Genomic DNA, 23888 nt, shown 5'->3' on the forward strand with positions numbered 1-23888 from the left:
TCATTCCAGCCGTTCCTTACGTTCCTTATACGGAGCCCACGAGCGTTATACCCGCAAACCCGCCTTGCCCATCATCTCGGCGATTTGCCGCTCCATCCAGCGGGAGATTCCGCGATGCGGCAGCAGGGCTCGTCCGTTGTACCGGCAGCCGCGGCCTCCCAGCCTGTCCGGGATGACCCGCTCTGTAAAGTAGCCTTCACTCAAAAACAGCGGAGCCGCAATCACGTCCCGCTCCGGCAATTCCTGCTTCCAGCTGTGCAGCACGTCCGCCGTCTCATCCGGCAGCAGCAAGGCGCTCCGCACCTCCGCAAAGCCTCCCAGCTCCTTCAGATCGGCCGCCACCCGCTCCATGCCGCGCTTCCACCTCGAATAAAAATAAGGCAGCCCGCTGCCATGTCCGATCAGCAGAACCGCTTCCCGTCCCGGGCGAACCGACAAGTCCCGTATATGTTCATACATAATCTCAGCGACAACCGGGTCGTCATCCAGCGGAGGACATACCCACACCCGGGCGTTCAGACGAAAAAGCTGCAGATCGGTCTCCGAGGAAGGCCGGGGCAAATCGCCCAGCGCCCAGCGAATCTCGTCCACATGCGTGCTCCCGTACGAGACGAATAGCGGAACGACGATCAGATCGGTAACGCCCTGCGCTTCCAGAGCATCGATCCCGTCCTGAATGAGCCGGCCCTCCACAATCTCCAGAAACGAAGAGACAACCGGTACCGCTCCGGTCCATCCGACATCCGCCACCGCCCGGTCCACCCTCTCCACCCATACCGGGCTTCGCGAACCGTGACTGATAACCAGGACGCCTGCCTTGCTCGTATCCGACAAACGCGACACCTACTCCGCCCCCATATCAACTTCATGCTAACGAAACCGTCATGGAAAGTCAATCTGCCCATGAACGCCCCTCGGCAACGCAAAAATCCCGCTCCTGGAGGAGAAGGATTCGGGTACTACCGGTATAGCGGAAACCTCTATCGGCAGCAGCAAAACGATTAACGGCCCAGCCGCTCCAGCGCCATCTTGTAGCCGTCGTTCCCGTAATTGAGGCAGCGCTTGACGCGGGATATCGTCGCCGTGCTTGCGCCCGTCTCCGCTTCGATCTGGTTATAGGTGCTGCCTTTGCCCAGCATGCGGGCGACCTCCAGCCGCTGCGACAACGACTGAATCTCATTAACCGTGCACAGATCGTCGAAAAAAATATAGCATTCTTCCACTGTTTTTAACGTCAAAACCGCCTCAAACAGCTGGTCGATCGTTTTATCGTTCAGCTTCTTCAACTGCACTTTTCCATCAACCCCTATTTCCTGTCTTGCTTACCTGTTTCGACATCGGAACTGCATTTCCTTCCTTTACGTTTGCATAACGTTAAAATTTTTATGCGTTACAGGGATAAAGCCGCGTCCCTCCCCTCTCGGTAAATCGCCTCGCAGGATCTGACGGGAGACTCCATCCGACGGATTCAGGGCTTGGGGCCGCCGGACACTTTGCCTGAGCGCAGCTCGCCGGATTCGCGGTCATGCAGCGGACGATCACGGTTTAACGAAGTAACCGAGACTTCTGACAGATAAACCTTCATGCCCGGGTCGTCGGCGGGTATGGAGGTTTGTTTGGTTTTCGTTCCTGCCGATCGAGCATAAAAAGGGCGCTCCCGGCCGCCAAAATCCGCGCACAAGCGGGCAGGCCCCCGAACTCGCCGCCATAAACCGGGCATTCGTCCAATCCAAACATTCGCCTACCACATACAGTAGTACATAACCATCTTCTGCGAAAGGAATGAGACCCGCGTGAATCCACAACAATGGCCAGGTTGGCATGACCATCGCAGCAACTTCAGGGACACGCGTAATGTAGGCGCTTATCCGGGAGCGGGAGCGGGCGGCTTTAACGGAGAGTTCGGTTATGCCCCCGTCCCTTACGGACAACAGCTTCAACAGCTGCAGCAGTTGCCTACGGTTACGAATGCGGCCCCCGCCTCGGGAGCTTCCGGTCTGCTCGGCAACTTCAACTTCAAGGATATTAAATCCGTCGTCGACCGGCTGGGAGGAATCGACGGCATTATGTCCAGCATAGGCAAAGTTCAGAAAATCGTCAGCAATATTCAACAGATGCAGCCGATGATTAAACTGCTGATGAACATGATGCCCGGCAAAGCGAAAACGACCGAGGTAAACGACGAATTCGAAGGTTGGAAAAAACGGCCCCGCCGCCGCAAGCGCCGTCGGAAGGGCAAGAAAAGATCCGGCCCGCGGCCGGTGCTGTACGCCCCCGGCTCCGGTTCGAGACGCCGCAGACGCAGACGCCGTTAATCGGCAAGATGCCCGTTCGCCGCCGTGCATGCACGGCGGCGAACGGGCGATTTTGTTAGCGGAGTCTTGGGTCGCGGACAGAAGGTTGAGAGGTCTGCGGATTGCGTCATCCCCAGCGAACTATGACGGCCGCTACACCGTCCGGCTGCGCAGCTCGCCTGCCAAATCGTCGGCATCGTAGACGAATCCGTACAGCAGCGCAACCTGCCACAGCGCGATCTCCTTCGCCGTCTCGGCGCGTGCCGTCTCCTTGTTCTCGATCGCGGTAACCGCTTGGCGGACGGCGGAGCACATATAACCTTCCCGCTGCATATCGATCATCCCGCCCGGGGAACTGACCAGACAGCCGTTAATCGCGAATCCGGTATAGATCAGATGATTGATCCCGTCTTCCCGGCATAACGCGTGCAACTGCGCGGACGATTCGGCAACGCCTTCGTCGCCGGCGGGTTTGACCGACTGCGGAAAGTCCATACACCGCTGGCCTGCCGTAATATCCGGCTGGTTATGCTCCCCGGGAAACACGGACTGGCTCCGGAAACGGGCCAGACGATCGAGCACTTCGTCGCGCTGCACTTCTCTTTTCCTCGGCACCTCAGGTCCGGCCAATTGATCCGCCCTCCGGTAGCCCGGATAGTCGCGGAAATACGTTCCGCCCGGCCTCACGACATGATACACCGTAAGCCCCGACGCTCTGGCCGCCTGCAACAGGCCCGGCAGCACGTTACCGCAGATGTCGTAAGAACGCGGAATGTACTCGACGACCCGGTGCCAACCGGGAAACTGCTCCCTCGTCCCGCAATCCCACGCATGCATGACGACCAGCGCCGTCCGTTCGCAGGCGATCGGCAGCACCGTTTTCTTCCATCCTCCGAACGCTTCCGCCGGAACGTCCCTTGCAAAGTCGGCGTCGTAATGCTGGTAATACCAGGTAGGCACCTGAAGCTCGCTCATCGTGACTCCTCCTCCAATTCGATTTGAATCCAATGAAAAAGGGCCTCGCCCTTGCAGATGTGATCTGCGTATGCGAAGCCCTGGATGCATCCGTTATTCCGTTGTAAGTGAGACTTACACCCAGCCTCGAATCCGGCTGGCTTCGGCGTACTTTTGCACACCGACCATATAGGCCGCCAGTCGCGGCGTAATATTCCGGCTTTTCGCCATGCTCAGCACCTTCTGGACCGCTTCGACCATCTTGCTCTCCAGCTTGGTGTTCACTTCTTCCTCCGGCCAGTAGTAGCCCTGATTGTTCTGTACCCATTCGAAATACGAGACGGTTACGCCGCCCGCGTTAGCCAGCACGTCGGGCACGACGAGCACGCCTTGTTCATGCAGCTTCTCCGACGCTTCCATCGAAGTCGGACCGTTGGCGGCTTCGACAATCATTTTGGCCCGGATGGAATCGACGTTCTCCATCGTGATCTGGTTTTCCAGCGCCGCCGGAACGAGCACATCGCACGACTGGGTTAGGAACTCCGCGTTGCTCAGCCGCTTGCTGAACAAATTGGTGACACTGCCGAACGAATCGCGGCGGTCCAGCAAGTACGGGATATCCAGCCCCTTCTCGTCATAGATGCCGCCATGCACGTCGCTGATGCCTACCACGACCGCGCCCCATTGGTCGAGAATTTCCGCCAGATGGCTGCCGACGTTGCCGAAGCCCTGGATACATACTCTCAGTCCTTTGATCGCCATCCCTTGAGCGGCCGCAGCTTCGCGGATAGAGATCGCTACGCCGAGCGACGTCGCTTTCTCCCGGCCTTGCGACCCTCCAAGCACGATCGGCTTACCCGTAATAAAGCCCGGGGAGTCGTGCTCGCGGATAATGCCGTACTCGTCGAGCATCCATGCCATAATCTGTGCGTTCGTATATACGTCCGGAGCAGGAATATCTTTGTTGGGACCTACGATCTGGCTGATCGCCCGGACATAGCCGCGAGCCAGACGCTCCACTTCGCCAAGCGACATCGTGCGCGGATCGCAGATGATGCCGCCTTTTCCTCCGCCGTACGGCAGATCGAATATGCCGCATTTCAGCGTCATCCAGAGCGACAGGGCGGATACTTCCTCGGCCGTGACGTTCGGGTGGAACCGGATTCCCCCCTTGGTCGGTCCGACCGCATCGGTATGCTGGGCGCGGTAGCCGGTGAATACTTTCACCTGTCCGTCGTCCATCCGTACGGGTATCCGCACGGTCAGCAGCCGCAGCGGCTCCTTCAGCAGTTCGTAGTAGCTTTCTCCATAACCGAGACGTTCCAATGCTTCGTGAATGACAGTTTGCGTTGACCCCAATACGTCGTTGCTGAGCGCTGGTCGGCCGGCTCCCATCAAAATCCGTTTGTTTCCGCTCATCGGTTTCACCTGGTTTCTATATTATTGGTTATGAACCTGTACCTCTTTCTATTCCAGTTAACGATACCTGACACAGCATGTCAAGGAGTAAAATAGGTCGTATTAGTGACTTCCATGTCCATAGATGCTCTGGAGCGCTTTATCCACCGTCGGATATTGAAATTCGAAGCCATGCTCAACCGCCGACTTCGGCAATACTTGCTGACCGGCCAGCAGAAGCTCGGACATCTCCCCGAACACGGCGCGGAAAACGAAGCCCGGCACCGGAAACCAATGAGGCCTGTGCAGTGCAGCGGCGAGCGCTCTGCCGAAACTATCGTTCGTTACCGGATTCGGAGCGGTCGCATTAACCGGACCGGACATCTCCGGCCGCTCGATGCAATATCGGATTAGCCGGGCGATGTCATAGACGTGAATCCAGCTCATCCATTGCTTGCCGCTACCCACTCTGCCACCGGCGAACAGCTTGTACGGCAGCGCCATCACCGGCAGCGCTCCGCCCTCCTTGCCCAGCACGAGTCCGGTACGCAGCTTGACGATGCGCTCGACCGGGATCGCGTCGGCCGCCTTCTCCCACGACTCGACGACGCCGGATAAGAAGTCCGAAGCGCGAACCGGACGCGATTCGTCGTATACTTCCGTCTCCGACGTCCCGTATATGCCGATAGCCGACCCGTTAACAACCACCTTCGGTTTATGCTCCAGCCCTGCAACCAGCCTTGCCAGCTTCTCTGTCGTATCCAGCCGCGACTGCAAAATCCGCCTCTTGGCCTTGTCCGACCAGCGCTGGTTGATCGATTCGCCCGCCAAATTGACGATCGCATCAAGCCCCTCCAGTGTCCGCAGGTCCGCGTCAAGATCATCCCAGCTGACGGTCTTCCACCGCTCCCGCCCTCCGCCGCCGGATGCCGTGCGCGAGATCAGCACGACCTCGTCCCCGGACTGCTCCAGATACCGGGCCAGAGCACCGCCGATAAATCCCGTACCGCCGCATATCGCGAATTTCATCGCCTGCCGCACCGCCTTTACGCTTGTTGCCCTTATTCTACCATAACCGGAGATGGAGTGGACAAACGGGTAAGCGGTACAGGACACAAAAGAAGGCTCCGCAGAGGAGCCTCACCCGAACGTACTCCCGGGATCGCAGACCGCCGGGTCGATACCGGCCGGATCACCGGCCGGAAAGGCAGATAGCGACCCTGCAGCAGCCGGTGGAGCAGATCGAAAAAGCGGAGATCCCTTCGCCGATACCCAGCGCCGGGTCCTTGCCCCAACCTGTCAGCCCCCTTATTTCGGTTGTTCTGCTGGCTAGTATGCCCGCGCGCGGAAATCTATACTCGCTGGCCACTGAAAGGAGCTCCGTCCCTGCTGTTGCCTTCCGCCGAACGCTCTCCCCTGTTCGCCGCATGTCCCGCTACTCGATCCGGACGGCGGTGCCGGACGGCACGATCTGCACCCACGTTTGTCCGGGCAGCCAGCCTAGTTCTTTGCCGCCTTCGTAGACCCGGATCAGTCCCTCTTTCCGCTCCCAGGTGATGTCTTTTTTCGTTCCCCGCTGCAGCAGCACGCCTTGGCCCGGCCCGAATACGTCGACTCTCCGCCTGCCCTCCGAATCCAATACTCGGTGTGCCGCATAAGCGATAATGAGATTGGACGCAGACAACGTATGTCCGGAAAGCGCATCGGTATGAGGCTTATCGTTCATAGAACGGAGATAGGTTCCGCTCTCCGCTTCGTACCGGTAAGAGACCGTATATCCCCGCGAATACGGGATAACCGCCTTCGCCGCTGTCTGTCCGCTTGGCGAGGCCGACAGACCGTCCGGAGAATCCGGAGTGAATTGCAGCAGCGGACCGTTCCAAGCGGTGCGAAACCGTTTATCTTTAGCTCCTTGGCGGATCAGCTCAATGCTCGTATACAGATTATGCGGCATTTTCCGTTTGGCATCGCGCCAGTAATACTTTCCGTCCCCGTACACCTCATCCAGATGGGACAGTTTGCGTCCGGCCAGCATGTCCATCGCCTCCTCGCTCCATCCGGCATGAACGATATAGGCGTCGAGCCCGTCCCCGATCTCTACGTAATAGGGCCGGATGCTTCTGACCGGTCCGATCGTCTTGGGCGCCCGGCTCTGATACACCGCAGCGAATCGCGTAATGTCGCCCTCGGCCAATATTTCATAGACCAGGTCCGCCTGATCCAGTCCGGTCTGGGGACGGGCTTGCGGCGAATTTTCCACCATCACCATAACGGGACGCTCCTGTACGTCCTGCGGCGCGGTCAGACCGGTCAGCGGGAACTTCGGCGGCGGCGGGGCCTCCTGCTTGTCCGCTTCCTTCGGGGAAACTCCTCCTCCTACGACCGTATCAGGCCGCCGTTCGCCCGGTTCCCCGGCTCCGTCAGAAACGGCCGCCTGTTGGACAGGCTGTCCGCTCTCGCCGGACCGTTCCTCGCATCCTATCAAAATAAACACATATAAGATTCCCGCTAGTAAAACGATCAGACCGGTGAACATCGCCGAACGTCCTTGCTTCATAGCTCTTCCTCTCCTCCTTCTCTCTCTTGATTCCAGACTATGTGCCGGAACGCTAGAGTAGAACCGGAAACCATAGATGGATAGGCAGCCCGACACACAGGATATGAAGAAAGCCGCAGGAACAGAAGCCGATAGATGCCCTGGCGGTGTTCACCAAAAAGAAAAACCCTCCATCCGGTTATAAACCCGGGCAGAGGGCTGTCGATGTTCGATGTCGGCGCTTAGTCGTCGCTGGACAAAATACCGAGCAGACGAAGCAAGTACAGGAACAAATTGATGAAGCTCAAGTACAGGCTCAATACGGCGAGCGGAATCTCTTCGTCAGGAACTCCGTGCTTGTATTGGGAAATGTCGTACAGAATGAACCCGGAGAAGATGAGTACCCCGAACGCAGCGATCATCAGTCCGAGCGTACCGCCAAATCCGCCGGTAAACAGTCCGATCAGGCTGAACCCGATCAGAACGAGAATGCCCACCGTCAGAAATCCGCCTAAAAAGCTGAAATCGCGCTTCGAATAATATGCATAGGCGGTTAACCCGGCAAAAATAATGCCAGTCAGTAACAACGCGGTCGAGACAAGCCAAGTGCCTCCGATCGACGTATAATGCGCAATCGCCGGAAATATCGTGATTCCGCTGATGAAACAAAACGTAAATACAAATCCGTATCCGACCGCTTTTCCTTTACGCCGTATGAAAAAAGCGGCGACCAGCATAATCAGCTCTACGACGACGAGCGGAATGAATAACGCCGGCGGAACGTACATCCCTACAAACGTACCGACGAACGAGATCAGCACCGACACGGTGAACATCCGCAGCAGCTTGTGGAATGGCGCATTGTAATAAGCCGATTGATCATCGGTTCCGCTGTATGGTTGTCTTTGTTCCATATCCATGGAAAACCCTCCTGATTATAGGTTGTACTTCTACTAGTATATCACAGGGAATCGTTTCCATTCCACATTTTCCACCCCTACCGCCGCTTGATCTATAGGAAGGCATAGACCATCGAACGAACGGGCAACCTATAGGGAAAACCGCCGGAATGGGCTTTTAAGAAAACGGTGGCGGAATTTCGCGGGGTGAATCCGAATGAACTGGCTCCTCATGGCAATGAAAGCTTACTGGCTGGAAGTGCTCCTGATCGCAGGGTTAGTCACAGCTATCCTTTATGTGCATAAACGGAAAGAAAAATACGCGAAAAATGAGTTTGAGTAAAGGAAACACGTTTTCATTGAATAAGTGCTGAGAAACGGGGCTGTCACCAAAGCCCGTTTGCGATTTGGCGCCGCCTTCGAACGAACCGGAACCGATTTTCCTCAAGAACAAGGACCTCAGCCCCCACTTTTCCGTGGAAGTTGAGGTCCTTTTGTTAGAACACAGGGACGTTCCATTGTGCCACTGTGGTACGGAGCGTAAAAGAGCAGCCCTTGAGCTGACTGACGGTTGGCTCCCCTTGACTTAACGAAGCGCTTTAAGCGCGATATCTGCGCGGTACTGCATACCCTCGAAGCGAATCCGTTCCACGTCCGCGTAAGCTTTCGCACGGGCCTCCATGATGCTGGCGCCCCTCGCCGTCACTCCAAGCACACGCCCGCCGTCGGTGACGACCTGACCGTCCTTATGTGTCGTTCCGGCATGGAAGACGACCGAGTCCTGCACCTCGTCCAAGCCGTAGATCGGTACTCCTTTCGGATAGCTGCCCGGGTAGCCGCCTGACGCCAGGACGACGCATACGGCCGTATCGCCGCTCCACTGGATATCCATGTCCTGCAGACGACCGTTGATCGTGGCGAGGAAGATGTCCAGCAGATCCGTTTCGAGCAGCGACAGCACGACCTGCGTCTCCGGATCGCCGAAACGTGCGTTAAATTCGATCGTTTTCGGACCGTTCTCAGTAATCATCAGACCGGCGAACAAGACGCCGCGGAACGAACGTCCTTCCTTCACCATCGCTTCGGCGGTCGGCTTGATGATCGTCTCGATCGCTTCGTCGATCACGGATTGCGGAATGTGCGGCAGCGGGCTGTACGTGCCCATTCCCCCGGTATTCGGGCCTTTGTCTTCGTCGAAAATTTGCTTATGGTCTTGCGAAGGTACCATTGGACGAACGACGTTGCCGTCTACGAACGACAGGATCGACATCTCCTGGCCTTGCAAAAACTCCTCGATAACAACCTGGCTGCCCTGCTCGCCGAATACTTTATCGACCATAATGTCCTGCAGCGCTTTCTCCGCTTCGGCCAGCGTTTGCGCGACGATGACGCCTTTGCCTGCCGCTAGGCCGTCCGCCTTGATGACGATCGGAGCTCCCTGCTTGCGCACATAGGCAAGCGCCGGCTCGTACGATTCGAACGATTCGTAAGCCGCGGTCGGGATTTTATACTTTTGGAGAAGCTCCTTCGTGAACACTTTGGAGCCTTCGATAATCGCCGCATTGCCACGCGGGCCGAATACCGGGATATTGCGCTCTTCCAGATAGTCGACGATTCCGGCCGCCAGCGGATCTTCCGGTCCGACGACGACCAGATCGATCGCATAATCCAGTGCGAACTGGGCGATCTTGTCGAACTCGTTTTCTTTAATCGGCACGTTCTCCGCCAGCTCCGAAATGCCGGCGTTGCCCGGCGCACAGTAAATGCGCTCGACCCGGGAGCTTTTTTTCAGCGCCCAAATGATCGTATGTTCTCTTCCGCCCTTGCCAATGACCAATATACGCAACCGTTAACCCTCCCGAATCTTTGTTCCCTGTTCGTCATCGTGCGGCAAGCCCGGTTGGCACTGCAAGGGCCGATGACTCCGCGCTCCTGCCGAACCTCCGGCACCCACTGACGCTGCTGCGCCCGGCTCATCCGGACCTCCGCTAATGGATCACAGGGATGTTAAGCCTTGTTCAATATGACCGTTTCCGTCTGGCCGGTAGCTTTGTCGATCGTTTTGACCAGCAGCGAAATTTTGTTTTCCTCGTTCAAGCGGTCCCAGTAGAACGAAGCGGTTTGCCGGATATCGTCGAATAACGGCATCAGCACCGGCTCGCCCTGGAACGAAGGAAGCGGATTGCCGTCTGCGGCGTACGTGTGTATGCAATGACCGAAGCCGGCGATGCCTTGCTCGTAGTGGAAATAGTGGCGCATCGTCTGCGAAGCGTCGCCTTGGTTCGTCTTAAGGATCGACAGCTTGTACGCGCAGTTCACGTCGGACAAGTCGACCAATCCGGAAATGCGCGGCGTATAGTTAGGCGCGTCCGGCTCCCACGTACGAGTCGTCAGTGCTTGCTCGAACGTGCGTCCTGCGGCTACGGCGTCGTAAATCGTGTCGGTTTGATCGCCGTTCGTTACGATATGGGCTTGTCCCGCATGACGGACCGGATAATAAATAATAAGCGACGGATCGGTCAATTTGGCCGGATCTTTAGCTTCGGTACGGACGAAGCCGTTGTCCTCCTGAATGAACACCCGGTTGCGGCTGTTCTCGCTGCGGCCCATGATCCAATACACTTGCGCGTAACGCGTACCGTCCGGCGTAAGGCCGATAACGATACCGCGTCCCGGATATGCATTTTCCTTAAGTTTGCCTGCGTTAATCTCGGCCGTCTGGCTCCATTGCTGTGTCACGTTGGCGTTCTCCCTTCCCTAATTAACGATATTAATGGTGGAACAAACGAACGCCGGAATACGCCATGACCATGCCGTAATCGTCGGCAGCCTGAACGACTTCCTCATCGCGCATCGAGCTGCCCGCCTGAACGACGTAACGGACGCCGCTGCGGCTGGCGCGGTCGAGGTTGTCGCGGAACGGCAGGAATGCGTCCGAACCGTACGAGACGTTCGTGAGCCCTTGCAGCCATTCGCGCTTCTCTTCGCGGGTAAGACGCTGAGGCACTTCGTCGAAGCACGCTTCCCAGCTCGCCTGCTCGAACGAGGTCAGCTCGTCCTCAAGCCACAAGTCGATGGCGTTGTTTTGCTCGGCGCGCGACAAGCCTTGGCGGAACTTCATGCCGAGCGCAGTCGGATGCTGGCGGAGGTACCAACGGTCAGCTTTATCCCCGGCCAGACGCGTGCAGTGAATCCGCGACTGTTGTCCGGCTCCGATGCCGATCGTCTGGCCGTCGAGCGCGTAACAGACCGAGTTGGACTGCGTATATTTCAAAGTAATGAGAGCTACGAGCATATCCCGCTTCGCTTCCTCGGTCAGATCCTTGTTGCGGGTTACGAGATGGTCGAACGCCGAGGCGTCGATCGTGGCATCGTTGCGCTGCTGCTGAATTTTCAGGCCGAACAGGGTACGGGTCTCGATCGAGTCGGCCACGTAGTCGGCGTCGATTTGCAGCACGAGGTATTTGCCGCCTTTTTTCGCTTTCAGCATCTCCAGCGCTTCCTCCGTATAACCCGGCGCTACGACAAGATCGGACACTTCGCGCTTCAGCAGGGTAGCTGTAGACGCATCTACGATGTCGCTCAGTGCTGCCGCGTCGCCGAAGGACGACATCCGGTCGGCTCCGCGCGCGCGCGCATAAGCGGTAGCGAGCTCGGATAGCTCCAGGCCGTCTACGAAGTACGCTTTTTTCAGCGTGTCGCTAAGCGGAGCATACACCGCCGCCCCGGCCGGGCTGACGTGCTTGAACGAAGCGGCCGCCGGCAGGCCTGTAGCCTGGCGAAGCTCGCGTACGAGTTGGAACGCGTTCAAAGCGTCGAGCAGGTTAATAAAGCCCGGATCGCCGTTCAGCACTTTGATCGGCAGCTCGGCTCCGCCTTCGGCGTACAGCTTCGCTTCTTTCTGGTGCGGGTTCATCCCGTAACGCAAATGGATCTCATTTGGCATAGTGGACCATCCTTAATTAGTTTATTGCCTCTCTCGTCTCGTTCTCCCGCCTTGTATACCTGGTGGCAGCCTGGAAAGGAGCAGACTTTGTCCGGCTTCCCGGTTGAAGACGCGGCTTCCGTATAGCTACAGCTTCGGACTCCGAGGTGACCGGAGAGGAGAACACCTCCGACGACTCGGCTCGGACCTTCCCGGCTCCCCGCTTAAATAAGAGTCTTTAGGGACCGTTATTTGCCGGATAAAGTGAACTCTCGAGCAAATAGGAGTGGTTTGCAGCTCTTATTTTGATCAAAAACGCCTTTTGGGCAAAACAGGGTCGGAATAAGAGTCCCAAAAGACTCGTATTTACTTGAATTCGGCGGGGAGAGACGTTTTAAGAGGTACAAAAGACTCTTATTTGAGCAACAGCTTCTTTGATTGAGCAACAGTACCGGTAAACGTTCGTGTGTGGCCATCGGGCGGCGCAGCTAGGGTTATGGTGTGTAGCTTGCTATAGCTAAGGTGTGTAGCATGGCTATGGCGTGCTACTTGGGTCATAACGTGCAGCTTAGCTATGGCATGTGACCAGGGTGTGCAGCTATAGCTATGGCGTGCGGCTATGGCTATGGCTTTGCAGCTCGGCTTGCGCGACTAAAGCAGCATGGCCGGCTACCGCAAGCCGCCGCTCAGCTCCACAGCACCCGCCGTCCGTCATCGCTGATGGACACCCGGCCTTCGCGGATGGCCCGGATTACATACGGGTACATCTCGTGCTCGATCGGGTGAATCTTGGAAGCGAGCGAATCGGCGTCGTCGCCGCCCGCCACTTCTACCGCGCGCTGTGCGATAATCGGCCCGGTATCCATGCCACCGTCGACGAAATGCACGGTAACTCCGGTTACTTTGACCCCGTGAGCGAGCGCCTGACCGATCGCATCAAGTCCCGGGAACGAAGGAAGCAGCGAAGGATGGATGTTAACGATCCGCCCTTCGTACGGCTTCAGCAGCGTATCCGTAATGATGCGCATATACCCGGCGAGAACGACCAGATCGATCTCCTTCTTCTGCAACCGTTCCACAATAGCCGCCTCATACGCCTCCTTGGAGGGGTACTCCTTCGGACGGAACGCGAAGGTGTCGACTCCGGCCGCCGCGGCCCGCTCGACGACTTTGGCATTCGGCTTATCGCAAACGAGAAGCCCGACTTCGACATCGAGCTTCCCGGATTGTACGGCGTCCACGATCGCCTGGAAATTCGAACCGCTTCCCGAAGCGAAGATCGCGATGCGAAACGGCCTCATTACACGTCCGCTCCGTTAAACGTCACGATCTGCTCGCCCGGGGTGACGGTACCGAGACGGTACGCCTTCTCTCCGTTCTCCTCGGCCAGACGGACCGCTTCGTCCGCTTGCTCCGCCGGAACGATCAGCACCATGCCGATGCCCATGTTAAACGTGCGGAACATATCGTTGTTGGTTACGTTGCCTGACTGCTGCAGCAGCTTGAAGATCGGAAGAATCGGCCACGAGCCGTATTCGATTTGAGCGTTGACGCCCTCCGGCAGAACGCGCGGGATGTTCTCGAGGAACCCGCCGCCCGTAATATGCGCCATGCCTTTGATCGTCACCTTCTCCAGCATCGCCAGAATCGGTTTCACGTAAATTTTCGTCGGCGCCAGCAACGTGTCGCCCAGCTTGCCGCCAAGCTCGGCCACTTCGTCCTGCAGCTTGTAGCCTTTGTCCTGCAGCAGCAGCTTGCGGACGAGCGAGAAGCCGTTCGAATGCACGCCGCTGGAAGCAAAGCCGAGGATAACATCGCCCGGGGCGATCGTCGAGCCGTCGATGATTTTCTTCTTATCGACGATACCGACCGTGAAGCCCGCGATATCGTACTCGCCTTCCGAGTACATACCCGGCATTTCCGCCGTTTCGCCGCCGATCAGGGAGCAGCCGGCTTGCAGACAGCCGTCAGCGATTCCTTTGACGATCGCTTCGATTTTTTCCGGTACGACCTTGTCGCAAGCCAGATAGTCGAGGAAGAACAGCGGTTCCGCTCCTTGTACGACAACGTCGTTGACGCACATGGCCACCGCATCGATGCCGATCGTGTCGTGCTTATCCATCGCGAAAGCAATCTTCAGCTTCGTGCCGACTCCGTCCGTTCCGGATACGAGCACCGGCTCCTCATATTTGTCCTTGTTCAGGCCGAACAAGGCGCCGAAACCTCCGAGCTCGGTAAGCACCTCAGGACGGAACGTCTTCTGGACGTGCTTCTTCATCCGTACGACCGCTTCGTTGCCCGCGGCGATGTCCACTCCTGCTTGTTTATACGCTTCCGACAAGTTCGTTCACTCCTTGATATTACAAATTCAGAGCTAAAGATGTGGCTTGAAAAGGAGAGCCGGCCGCCGGCCAACGTCTTTTCATCCCCTAGGATTAGCTCTGAAATTGTAGTAGGTGGTTGGGCACAGATCCTTCTGCGCTGGTAAAATCTATCAGTCGCAGCCTCCGCAAGCGGCGGCCGCATTCTCTACATCCGGCACATCGGTCGGATAAATATTGTCAAAGCAAGCGGTGCAATGCCCGGCTCCTTCGGCTTCGGACAGTCTGCCGACGGCCTCGATCAGCCCGTCCTTGCTCAGGAAATGGAGCGAGTCCGCGTTGATCGCGATACGAATCTCTTCGATCGTCTTCTGTGCGGCGATCAGTTCCTTGCGGTCCGGCGTATCGATGCCGTAGAAGCACGGATTTTTGAACGGAGGCGAGCTGATGCGCACATGCACTTCCTTCGCTCCCGCTTCGCGCAGCAGATTAACGATGCGAAGCGACGTCGTGCCGCGTACGATCGAATCGTCGATCATGACGACGCGTTTGCCTTCCACGACTTTGCGAACCGCGCTCAGCTTCATCTTCACACCCTGCTCGCGCAGCTCCTGGCTCGGCTGGATAAACGTCCGGCCGGTGTAGCGGTTTTTGATCAGGCCCAGCTCGTAGGGAATCCCCGTCTGCTCGGCAAATCCGATCGCCGCCGAGATGCTGGAGTCCGGTACGCCGGTTACGACGTCGGCGTCCACGAACGCTTCCATCGCCAGCTGGCGTCCCATCCGCTTGCGGGCGCTGTGTACGTTGATCGTGTCGATATCGCTGTCCGGCCGGGAGAAATAAATATACTCCATCGCGCATACGGCTCTCTTCGAGGCGGGGGCAAACCGGTCTTCCTTCATCCCGTTCTCATCAAATATGAGCAGCTCGCCCGGCTCGATATCCCGTACATAGACGGCACCGATCGCGTCGAACGCGCAGGACTCCGAAGCGAACACCCACGCATCTCCCAGCTTGCCGAGGACGAATGGACGCAGCCCATGCGGGTCGCGCGCGGCGATCAGCTTATCGTTGGTCATGAACAGAAAGGCATACGCCCCGTTCAAGTTGGTAAGCGATTCACGCGCAGCTTCCACAATATCGTCATGCTTCGAACGGGCGATCAGATGCGCCACGACCTCGGTATCGCTCGACGTCTGAAAGATCGAGCCTTGACGCTCGAGCCGAGAGCGAATCTCCGGAGCGTTGACGATGTTGCCGTTCGTAGCGACGGCGAGATCGCCTTCGCGGTACTTGAACACGAGCGGCTGGGCATTCGCCAGCTTGCTCTCGCCGGCCGTGGAGTAACGCACGTGAGCGATCGCGTTCAATCCTTGCAGCGAGACGAGCTTGTCGTTGTCGAATACTTCCTTGACCAGTCCCATATCCCGATGGTAATGAAACTGGCTTCCGTCGGTCGTGCAGATTCCGGCGCTTTCCTGGCCTCTGTGCTGGAGGGCGTGCAGCCCGTAATAGCACAGATGAGAAGCTTCGGGGTGACCGTACACCCCGAAGACGCCGCACTCTTCCTTCAATTTATCGAACAGATTTTCGCGATTGATGCCTTCATTGTAAAAGTCCCCGGTCCAAAGCGTTCCGGCTGGCGACTTTATTGCATCAAACATGGGATCGCATCCTTCCAAACCTTCTCCAGCTGAGCGACAGGCGACTGGACGGCTTGCTTGGCATTGACTTCAATCGTCAAATCTTGGCCTTGAACGGTACCGATCTTCTGAACCGTCACGCCGGCTTGTACGAGCGACGCCTCAAGCTCCGCCGCTTTGTCCGGAGAAGCGCTGAGCAGAATCCGGGACTGGCTTTCGCTGAACAGCGAGATGTCGGTCCGCAGCTCGGAGCTTACGCTGACTTTGGCGCCGATGCCGCCGCTGATGCACGATTCGGCCAGGGCGACAGCCAGACCGCCTTCCGACAGGTCGTGAGCGGAAGCGACGAGGCCTTTCTGGATCACACCGAGCACGCCGTCAAGCAGCTTTTTCTCGGTGTCGAGATCGATTTGCGGCGGACGTCCTTCCGTAACGCCGTGCAGCACTTTCTGGAATTCGCTTCCGCCCAGCTCCGCTTTCGTCTCGCCGAGCAGCAGGATGACGTCGCCTTCCTTCTTGAAGCCTTGAGTCGTAATATGATCGAGGTCGTGAACGAGTCCGACCATGCCGATAACCGGCGTCGGATAGATCGCGCCTTTTGCGTTTTCGTTGTACAAGCTGACGTTGCCGCCGATAACCGGGGCGTTCAGCTTGCGGCAAGCTTCCGACATGCCGTCGGCCGCTTTCTCGAGCTGCCAGAAAATTTCCGGCTTCTCCGGGCTGCCAAAGTTCAGGTTGTCCGTGATCGCGAGCGGTTCCGCGCCCGAGCAGACGATGTTGCGCGCCGCTTCGGCTACGGCGATCGCGCCGCCGACTTCCGGATCGAGATATACGTAACGTCCGTTGCAGTCCGTCGTCATCGCCAGCGCCTTGCGGGTACCGGTCACGCCGACAACCGCCGCGTCCGAGCCGGGACGCACGTAAGTGCTCGTCCGTACCATATGATCGTATTGATTGTATACCCATTCCTTGCTCGCCACCGTCGGGGAAGCCAGCACTTGCTTCAGGGCGTCCGTCAAGTCCGCCACTTCCGCATAACGGGTCGTATCGACCGAAGCCTGCTGCTCGTAATAAGCCGGAACTTTGGAAGGCTTGTTGTATACCGGGCACTCGTCGACGAGCGCTTTTACCGGCATATCGCCGACCAGTTGGCCTTGGTGGAACAGCTTCAGACGTCCGTCGTCGGTTACTTTGCCGACCTTCGCACAGATCAGGCCCCAGCGCTCGAAAATTTCTGTCGCTTGCGCCTCATGTTCCGGCTTCACCACGAACAGCATCCGCTCCTGGGATTCCGACAGCATCATCTCGTACGGCGTCATGCCTTCTTCGCGCTGCGGCACCTCGTCGAGGTACAGCTCCATGCCGTTGCCCGCCTTGCTCGCCATCTCCGAGCTGGAGCAGGTGAGACCGGCTGCGCCCATATCCTGAATACCGACGACGATGCCGGAATTGATCAATTCGAGCGTCGCCTCAAGTACCAGCTTCTCCATGAACGGATCGCCGACTTGAACCGCCGGACGTTTCGCTTCCGACTCCTCGGTCAGCTCCTCGGATGCGAAGGTCGCACCGTGAATGCCGTCGCGGCCGGTCGCCGGACCGACATAAAATACCGGGTTGCCTACGCCCTGCGCAACGCCCTTTTGAATCTTATCGTGATCGATCAGGCCCACGCACATCGCGTTCACGAGCGGGTTGCCTTCGTAGCTTTCGTCAAACATTACTTCGCCTGCGACCGTCGGGATGCCGATGCAGTTGCCGTAGCCTGCGATGCCGGATACGACGTGCTCGAACAAATATTTGACCCGGTCGTTCTTCAGCGAACCGAAACGCAGCGAGTTCAGCAGCGCCACCGGACGCGCGCCCATCGAGAAAATATCGCGGATAATGCCGCCCACGCCCGTAGCTGCGCCTTGGTAAGGCTCGATTGCGGAAGGGTGGTTGTGGCTTTCGATTTTGAACACGACCGCCTGATTGTCGCCGATGTCGACGATGCCCGCTCCTTCGCCCGGTCCCATCAGGACGCGCGGCCCGGTGATCGGGAACTTTTTCAGAATCGGCTTGGAGTTTTTGTACGAGCAGTGCTCCGACCACATGACGCTGAATACGCCGATCTCTACATAATTCGGCTTGCGTCCGAGAAATCCGCAAATGAGGTCGTATTCCGAATCGGTAACGCCCATTTGCTTATATATTTTTTGCTCTGCAATCTGTTCAGCCGTAGGCTCCTTAACGGACAATTGCTGCGCCATGTTTCTCCCTCCATGCGTTCAAGATCGACGTAAACATCCGTTTGCCGTCCTCCGAGCCGAGCAGTTGATCGACTGCGCGCTCCGGATGCGGCATCATGCCGACTACGTTGCCTTCCTTGTTGCTGATCCCGGCGATATCGTCCACTGAACCGTTCGGGTTTTCGCCGTGATATCGGAACACGATCTGGTTGTTCGCTTTCAGCTCAGCCAGCGTCGCCTCGTCGCAGTAATAGTTGCCTTCGCCGTGCGCGATCGGGATGTTGATCAGCTCGCCCGCCGCATATTGCGTCGTGAACGGATTCGCATTGTTCTCCACGCGAAGCGTCGACGGATGGCAGCGGAACTTGAGCGTCCGGTTGCGCAGCATCGCGCCCGGCAGCAGCCCGGATTCGAGCAAAATCTGAAAGCCGTTGCAGATGCCGAGGACGAATTTGCCCTGCTCCGCCGCTTTGACAACTTCGTTCATAACCGGAGCAAACCGGGAAATCGCGCCGCAGCGCAAGTAATCGCCGTACGAAAAACCGCCGGGAACCAGGATGGCGTCATATTTGGACAAGTCCGTCGTCGTATGCCAGACATAATCGACCGGTTGGCCGATCGTCTGCTCGACCGCCTTGAAGCAGTCGATGTCGCAGTTCGACCCCGGGAACACAAGAACCGCAAAATTCATGGGCTGGATGCCTCCTCAAATGCTGGTAATGGGATTCGCTATAACAATCAGTTCAATTCGAAACGGTAATCTTCGATAACGGTATTGGCGAGCAGCTTCTCGCACATCGCTTTCACGCGGGACTCCGCTTCCGAACGGTCGGTCGTGTCCAGCTCCAGCTCCATATATTTGCCGATGCGCACTTTGCCTACTTCCGCGAAGCCCATCGAGTGCAGGGCGCCTTGCACGGCGCTGCCTTGCGGGTCCAATACGTTTTGCTTGATCGTTACGTAGACGGTTGCTTTAATCATGGGAAGTTCCTCCTCAGATAATCGGTCGTTATAATCATGATTTCGTAACAGTTGCTCATTATTGTCCCGTCAAGCGGTTCAAAATGTCGCGGTACCGCCGGGATGTTTCGGATACGACCGAATCCGGCAGCGGGTCCGGCTCGCTGTTTTTGTCCCAGCCCGATCCCGCGAGGTACGTACGCACCGGTTCTTTGTCCATGCTGTCGATCTCGATGTCGAGCTCATAATTTTCTTTAGCCCAGAACCGCGAGGAATCCGGGGTGAACACTTCGTCGATCAGGATGACCTTGCCGTCCACGATGCCGAATTCAAACTTCGTATCGGCCAGCACGATTCCGCGCTCCGCACAGTAAGCATGCGCGAATTCGTACAGCTTCAGGCTTTTGTCGCGCAGTTCGGCGGCAATATCCTTGCCGACCAGCTCTTCCATTCGCTCAAAGGAGATGTCCTCGTCGTGACCGACGTCGTTTTTGGCTGCGGGGGTAAAGATCGGCTGCGGGAACTTCTCGTTTTTGCGCATGCCTTCCGGAAGCTTGATGCCGTTAATCTCACCCGTTTTCTGGTATTGTCTCCACCCGCCGCCGGTAATATAGCCGCGGACGACGCATTCGATATCGATCCGCTCCGCCTTCTTCGTGACCATGAACCGGTGCTTCATCTTATCGTTGTCCCGGATCAGCCCTTGCGGCAGCTTCACCAGATCGGTGTGGATCACGTGATTCGGCATTAAATCGGCGGTTTTCTCGAACCAGAATTTGCTTATCCGGTTGAGCACATTGCCTTTGTCCGGCACGGCCGGGCTGAGCACGTAGTCAAAAGCGGAGATCCGGTCGGTTACGACGATCAGGAAGTGCTCCCCGAGATCGTATATCTCCCGTACTTTTCCTTTATACAAAAGCGGTGCGTTCACATCGTCCGCAGCGGTCGAGATCGCCGTCGTTGTACTCAAGGCGATGGCCTCCTTTTCATAGTAGGAAGGGCTGTCCGGCCCGGTTTGTTGGTTGTTTGCAAAACGTCTTCCGTTCAGCTCAGGCAAGGCCCAAACGGCTGAAAATCGTATCGACGTGCTTCAGGTGCCAGCTCGGATCGAAGCAGTCGGCAATCTCCTCCAGCGTCAGCTGATCGCGAATCGCTGCGTCGCTCTCGACGATCTCGCGGAACGAGCGCTGCTCTTCCCAAGCCTGCATCGCCTTCGGCTGAACGGTATCGTAAGCCTGCTCGCGGCTGAAGCCTTTGTCGATCAGCTTCGTCATCACGCGTCCGGAGAACGGTACGTCGTACGTGCGTTTCATGTTGCGCAGCATGTTGTCCGGGAACACGGTCAGGTTCTTGATGATATTGCCGAGCCGGTTCAGCATGTAGTTGATCAGAATCGTCGAATCCGGCAAAATGATCCGCTCGACCGACGAGTGGGAGATGTCGCGCTCATGCCAGAGCGGTACGTTCTCGTAGGCGGAAAGCATATGGCCGCGGATAACGCGCGCCAGGCCGGAGATACTCTCGCAGCCGATCGGATTGCGCTTGTGCGGCATTGCCGACGAGCCTTTTTGGCCTTTGCCGAACGGTTCCTCGACCTCGCGGAATTCGCTCTTCTGCAATGCGCGGATCTCCGTGGCGAACTTGTCGAGCGAAGTGGCGATCAGAGCGATGGCCGCGATATAGCTCGCGTGACGGTCGCGCTGCAGCGTCTGGGTCGAGATCGGCGCCGCCTTCGTGCCAAGCTTGCTGCATACGTATTGCTCGATGAACGGGTCGATGTTGGCGTAAGTGCCGACCGCTCCGGACATTTTGCCGAATTGGACGTCGTCCGCCGCTGTGCGGAACCGCTCCAGGTTGCGCTTCATCTCTTCATACCACAGCGCCATCTTGAGGCCGAACGTCGTCGGCTCGGCATGAACGCCGTGCGTCCGCCCCATCATCGGCGTGCTTTTATACTGAACCGCTTTTTCCTTCAAAATGTCGATGAAACGGATCAGGTCCTGCTCGATAATCTCGTTCGCCTGCCGCAGCAAATAGCCGAGCGCCGTGTCGACGACATCGGTCGAGGTCAGGCCGTAATGGACCCATTTCCGCTCCGGTCCGAGTGTCTCGGAGACGGCGCGGGTGAAGGCGATAACGTCGTGGCGGGTTTCTTCCTCGATCTCGTAGATGCGGTCGATGTTGAAGCTGGCTTTCTCGCGAAGCACCTTCACGTCTTCCTTCGGAATGATTCCGAGCTTCGACCACGCTTCGCAGGAAAGAATCTCAACTTCGAGCCAAGCTTTGAATTTGTTTTCTTCCGTCCAGATCGCGGCCATTTCCGGCCGGCTGTACCGTTGCAGCATCGTAGAAAACCTCCGTTACCGTCGAATAAATTCATTTATGGGGTCAATCATTTCTCTCATTTAGCTTTTCCAGATCGGGGACTGTTCCACCCAGGCAATCGCTTTGTTCACGTCGTCCGTGAGCAGGTTGACGTGGCCCATCTTGCGTTTGGCCTTCGCTTCATGCTTGCCGTACAGATGCACCTTGGCGGCGACGCCTTCCGGCAAGCCGGCTTCGTCTCCCATCCATTCGAGGAGCGGTGCGACATGCTCGCCTAACAGGTTCGCCATGACGACCGGCGTCAGCAGCTCGCCCGGACCTAGCGGCAGGTTGCACACCGCCCGGACATGCTGCTCGAACTGTGAGGTCCGGCAGGCGTCCATCGTATAGTGGCCGGAATTGTGCGGCCGCGGCGCCAGCTCGTTCACAAACAGCTCTCCGTCACGCGTCAGGAACATCTCGACGGCCAGCAGGCCGATCGCTCCAAGCGATTCCGCGATCCTGACGGCCATCTGCTCCGCTTGCTCCAGCACCTCGGCCGGCGCCCGCGCCGGAACGATCGACAAGTGCAAAATATTATCGACGTGAATATTTTCGGCTGCCGGAAACGCTCGGACTTCACCGCGAGGGCTTCGCGCCGCGATAACCGATATTTCCTTCTCGAACCGGATGAACTGCTCGAGGACAAGCTCCGTCTTCGCCCGGCTTAACGTCTCGTACGCTTCGCCGATCTCGCCCTCGGACCGGATCACCCATTGTCCCTTGCCGTCGTAGCCTCCGGTGGCCGTCTTCAGCACGCAGGGCGTACCGAAAGCCTGCACCGCTTCGCGAAGCTCGTCCTCGCTGCGAATTTCCCGGTACGGCGCAACTTTGACGCCCGCCGCCTCAATCGCGCGCTTCTCGCGGAGCCGGTGCTGCGTCGTGTAGAGCAGCTCGCTGCCTTGCGGCACATAAGACTCGCTCATCAGCATCGCGGCTACTCCGGCGTCCACGTTCTCGAACTCGTACGTGATCACATCGGACATGCCGGCCAGCTTCCTGGCCGCTTCCGCGTCGTGGTAAGGCGCGACGATCTGGTCGGCCACTTGTCCGCACGGCGAATCCGGCGTCGGGTCCAGCGTCGCGAACCGGTAACCCATCGCCCGGCCGGCCAGAGCCAGCATACGTCCGAGCTGGCCGCCGCCGAGCACGCCGATCGTGCTTCCCGGCTTAATAACTTGTTCGCCCGTTCCGCTCATTACGCGTCCTCTCCCAGCGTCTCGCTCATCTTCAGCACATGCTGACGCAATTCTTCGCGGCGGTTCTGGAACCGGTCCATCAGATCCGGATCGCTGATGCCGAGAATTTGCGCGGCGAGCAGCCCCGCATTGGTCGCGCCGGCTTTGCCGATCGCAACCGTCGCTACCGGTACGCCACCCGGCATCTGAACGATCGACAGCAGCGAGTCCAGACCGTTCAGGTTGGACGACTTCACCGGCACGCCGATTACCGGCAGCTCGGTCTTCGAAGCGACCATGCCCGGCAGATGAGCAGCTCCGCCGGCACCGGCGATAATGACCTGGAGACCGCGCTCCCGAGCCGATACGGCGTATTCGAACATCAGATCCGGCGTCCGGTGTGCGGACACCACCTTTTTTTCATAAGACACCTTCAGCTCATCCAGAATGTCGCAAGCGTGCTTCATCGTTTCCCAATCCGAGTTGCTTCCCATTATGACGCCAACCTTCGCCGTCATGTCCCAACCTTCTTTCGTTGTGGAGTCGCCGGCCCGACAGGTCCGGAAATGAAAAAAGCCCAAGGAGCAGACGGTTGTCCGCGCCTGCCTATGGACGTAAGCTTTGTAAGAAAAGCCGCTTCCGGTCGGAAGCGAAAAAGGGAATGTCAGACCGCCGCGGAGGGCGTCCCATTCCGCTTTCAGCTCACTCGTAGTCCAAAAATTTATGGTTTTTGGGTAGAAACTTCCAGGCCATATCCCCGGCTTTATACGAGAATCGTTGTTTTATTTTGTGTTTGAATCTGCATGTTTAGTTTATCAATGTTAACATGGCCATGTCAACTTAAAAGGCGAACATTTTTATGTCCATATTGTTGTAAAGTTCGTATTTGATCCTGCAAAACCGATATGTCGACAAAAGTTGCGTTCATTTAGAAAATAAAACGCTTACAAACAGTTTATTCCAAGTGGTGAAAAACCAACCTGCCGGGACGGATTTATCTCTATAATCAGCGGCGGGAACAGCGATATCGTACGGATCGGCTACGTTGGGAGCGGAAGTCGTGAACGGTGTATAGGAACAAAAACTCTGACGGACACAGCAGCCTTTATTACGGTGAATTTCGATCGATTTGATTTCTAACGGACATGAACGCAACTATTTGGTGAGAAATGTTACTTTTAGAGGTGA

The 23888-nt window shown here is 57.4% G+C and carries 21 protein-coding genes and 1 riboswitch; of the genes, 1 reads left to right on the forward strand and 20 read right to left on the reverse strand.

The window, feature by feature from the left end; all coding sequences use genetic code 11:
- Nucleotides 1-45: 45 nt before the first annotated feature.
- On the reverse strand, nt 46-843 hold the full coding sequence (locus IDH45_RS31720) for a sirohydrochlorin chelatase (RefSeq protein ID WP_317891319.1): 798 nt from the start codon (nt 841-843) through the stop codon (nt 46-48).
- 158 nt (nt 844-1001) lie between these two features.
- Nucleotides 1002-1292 (reverse strand): YerC/YecD family TrpR-related protein, encoded by a 291-nt coding sequence (locus tag IDH45_RS31725; protein WP_138880059.1) that lies wholly within the window; start codon nt 1290-1292, stop codon nt 1002-1004.
- Between the two features lie 501 nt (nt 1293-1793).
- Here IDH45_RS31725 and IDH45_RS31730 point away from each other — a divergent pair.
- Nucleotides 1794-2315, forward strand: coding sequence for a hypothetical protein (locus tag IDH45_RS31730; protein ID WP_190932167.1), 522 nt, complete (start codon nt 1794-1796; stop codon nt 2313-2315).
- Nucleotides 2316-2447: 132 nt separating this feature from the next.
- Here the strand turns inward: IDH45_RS31730 and IDH45_RS31735 are convergent, their stop codons facing one another.
- The 18 genes from IDH45_RS31735 to purE form a co-directional block, all read right to left on the reverse strand.
- The gene (locus tag IDH45_RS31735) at nt 2448-3269 is read right to left on the reverse strand and encodes a hypothetical protein (protein WP_190932168.1); all 822 of its coding nucleotides are present in this window, start codon (nt 3267-3269) and stop codon (nt 2448-2450) included.
- Between the two features lie 114 nt (nt 3270-3383).
- A complete protein-coding gene (locus IDH45_RS31740; RefSeq protein WP_397327121.1) occupies nt 3384-4643 on the reverse strand; it encodes a Glu/Leu/Phe/Val dehydrogenase in 1260 nt (419 codons plus the stop codon).
- 126 nt (nt 4644-4769) lie between these two features.
- Complete coding sequence (locus tag IDH45_RS31745; protein ID WP_190932170.1) at nt 4770-5675, reverse strand: TIGR01777 family oxidoreductase; 906 nt, start codon at nt 5673-5675, stop codon at nt 4770-4772.
- Between the two features lie 406 nt (nt 5676-6081).
- Nucleotides 6082-7203, reverse strand: coding sequence for a DUF3048 domain-containing protein (locus tag IDH45_RS31750; protein ID WP_190932171.1), 1122 nt, complete (start codon nt 7201-7203; stop codon nt 6082-6084).
- A gap of 221 nt (nt 7204-7424) precedes the next feature.
- Nucleotides 7425-8102, reverse strand: a complete 678-nt coding sequence (locus IDH45_RS31755) for a Bax inhibitor-1/YccA family protein (protein WP_317891320.1) — start codon at nt 8100-8102, stop codon at nt 7425-7427.
- A gap of 565 nt (nt 8103-8667) precedes the next feature.
- Complete coding sequence (purD, locus tag IDH45_RS31760) at nt 8668-9927, reverse strand: phosphoribosylamine--glycine ligase (RefSeq protein ID WP_190932172.1); 1260 nt, start codon at nt 9925-9927, stop codon at nt 8668-8670.
- A gap of 161 nt (nt 9928-10088) precedes the next feature.
- Nucleotides 10089-10820, reverse strand: coding sequence for an IMP cyclohydrolase (locus tag IDH45_RS31765; protein WP_190932173.1), 732 nt, complete (start codon nt 10818-10820; stop codon nt 10089-10091).
- A gap of 31 nt (nt 10821-10851) precedes the next feature.
- Complete coding sequence (locus IDH45_RS31770) at nt 10852-12027, reverse strand: phosphoribosylaminoimidazolecarboxamide formyltransferase (RefSeq protein ID WP_190932174.1); 1176 nt, start codon at nt 12025-12027, stop codon at nt 10852-10854.
- 665 nt (nt 12028-12692) lie between these two features.
- Nucleotides 12693-13307: a phosphoribosylglycinamide formyltransferase gene (gene purN, locus IDH45_RS31775; protein WP_190932175.1), complete on the reverse strand. Its 615-nt coding sequence runs from the start codon at nt 13305-13307 to the stop codon at nt 12693-12695.
- Entirely contained in the window at nt 13307-14347 is a 1041-nt protein-coding gene (gene purM / locus IDH45_RS31780; RefSeq protein ID WP_190932176.1) for a phosphoribosylformylglycinamidine cyclo-ligase, read from the reverse strand. The genes purN and purM overlap by 1 nt, the downstream gene beginning before the upstream one ends.
- 153 nt (nt 14348-14500) lie before the next feature.
- On the reverse strand, nt 14501-15991 hold the full coding sequence (gene purF / locus IDH45_RS31785; protein WP_190932177.1) for an amidophosphoribosyltransferase: 1491 nt from the start codon (nt 15989-15991) through the stop codon (nt 14501-14503).
- The gene (purL, locus tag IDH45_RS31790; protein ID WP_190932178.1) at nt 15976-18219 is read right to left on the reverse strand and encodes a phosphoribosylformylglycinamidine synthase subunit PurL; all 2244 of its coding nucleotides are present in this window, start codon (nt 18217-18219) and stop codon (nt 15976-15978) included. The genes purF and purL overlap by 16 nt, the downstream gene beginning before the upstream one ends.
- Nucleotides 18197-18889, reverse strand: a complete 693-nt coding sequence (gene purQ, locus IDH45_RS31795; RefSeq protein WP_190932179.1) for a phosphoribosylformylglycinamidine synthase subunit PurQ — start codon at nt 18887-18889, stop codon at nt 18197-18199. The genes purL and purQ overlap by 23 nt, the downstream gene beginning before the upstream one ends.
- 47 nt (nt 18890-18936) lie before the next feature.
- Nucleotides 18937-19179: a phosphoribosylformylglycinamidine synthase subunit PurS gene (gene purS, locus IDH45_RS31800; protein ID WP_190932180.1), complete on the reverse strand. Its 243-nt coding sequence runs from the start codon at nt 19177-19179 to the stop codon at nt 18937-18939.
- 58 nt (nt 19180-19237) lie between these two features.
- Nucleotides 19238-20128, reverse strand: a complete 891-nt coding sequence (locus IDH45_RS31805) for a phosphoribosylaminoimidazolesuccinocarboxamide synthase (RefSeq protein WP_223837199.1) — start codon at nt 20126-20128, stop codon at nt 19238-19240.
- A gap of 79 nt (nt 20129-20207) precedes the next feature.
- A complete protein-coding gene (gene purB, locus IDH45_RS31810) occupies nt 20208-21503 on the reverse strand; it encodes an adenylosuccinate lyase (protein WP_190932181.1) in 1296 nt (431 codons plus the stop codon).
- A gap of 60 nt (nt 21504-21563) precedes the next feature.
- Nucleotides 21564-22721: a 5-(carboxyamino)imidazole ribonucleotide synthase gene (gene purK / locus IDH45_RS31815; protein WP_190932182.1), complete on the reverse strand. Its 1158-nt coding sequence runs from the start codon at nt 22719-22721 to the stop codon at nt 21564-21566.
- Entirely contained in the window at nt 22721-23218 is a 498-nt protein-coding gene (gene purE, locus IDH45_RS31820; protein ID WP_190932183.1) for a 5-(carboxyamino)imidazole ribonucleotide mutase, read from the reverse strand. The genes purK and purE overlap by 1 nt, the downstream gene beginning before the upstream one ends.
- Before the next feature lie 171 nt (nt 23219-23389).
- Nucleotides 23390-23491, reverse strand: a riboswitch (purine riboswitch).
- Between the last annotated feature and the right edge of the window lie 397 nt (nt 23492-23888).

Source organism: Paenibacillus oceani (assembly GCF_014705615.1).
In the GTDB taxonomy this organism is placed as follows: domain Bacteria; phylum Bacillota; class Bacilli; order Paenibacillales; family NBRC-103111; genus Paenibacillus_AB; species Paenibacillus_AB oceani.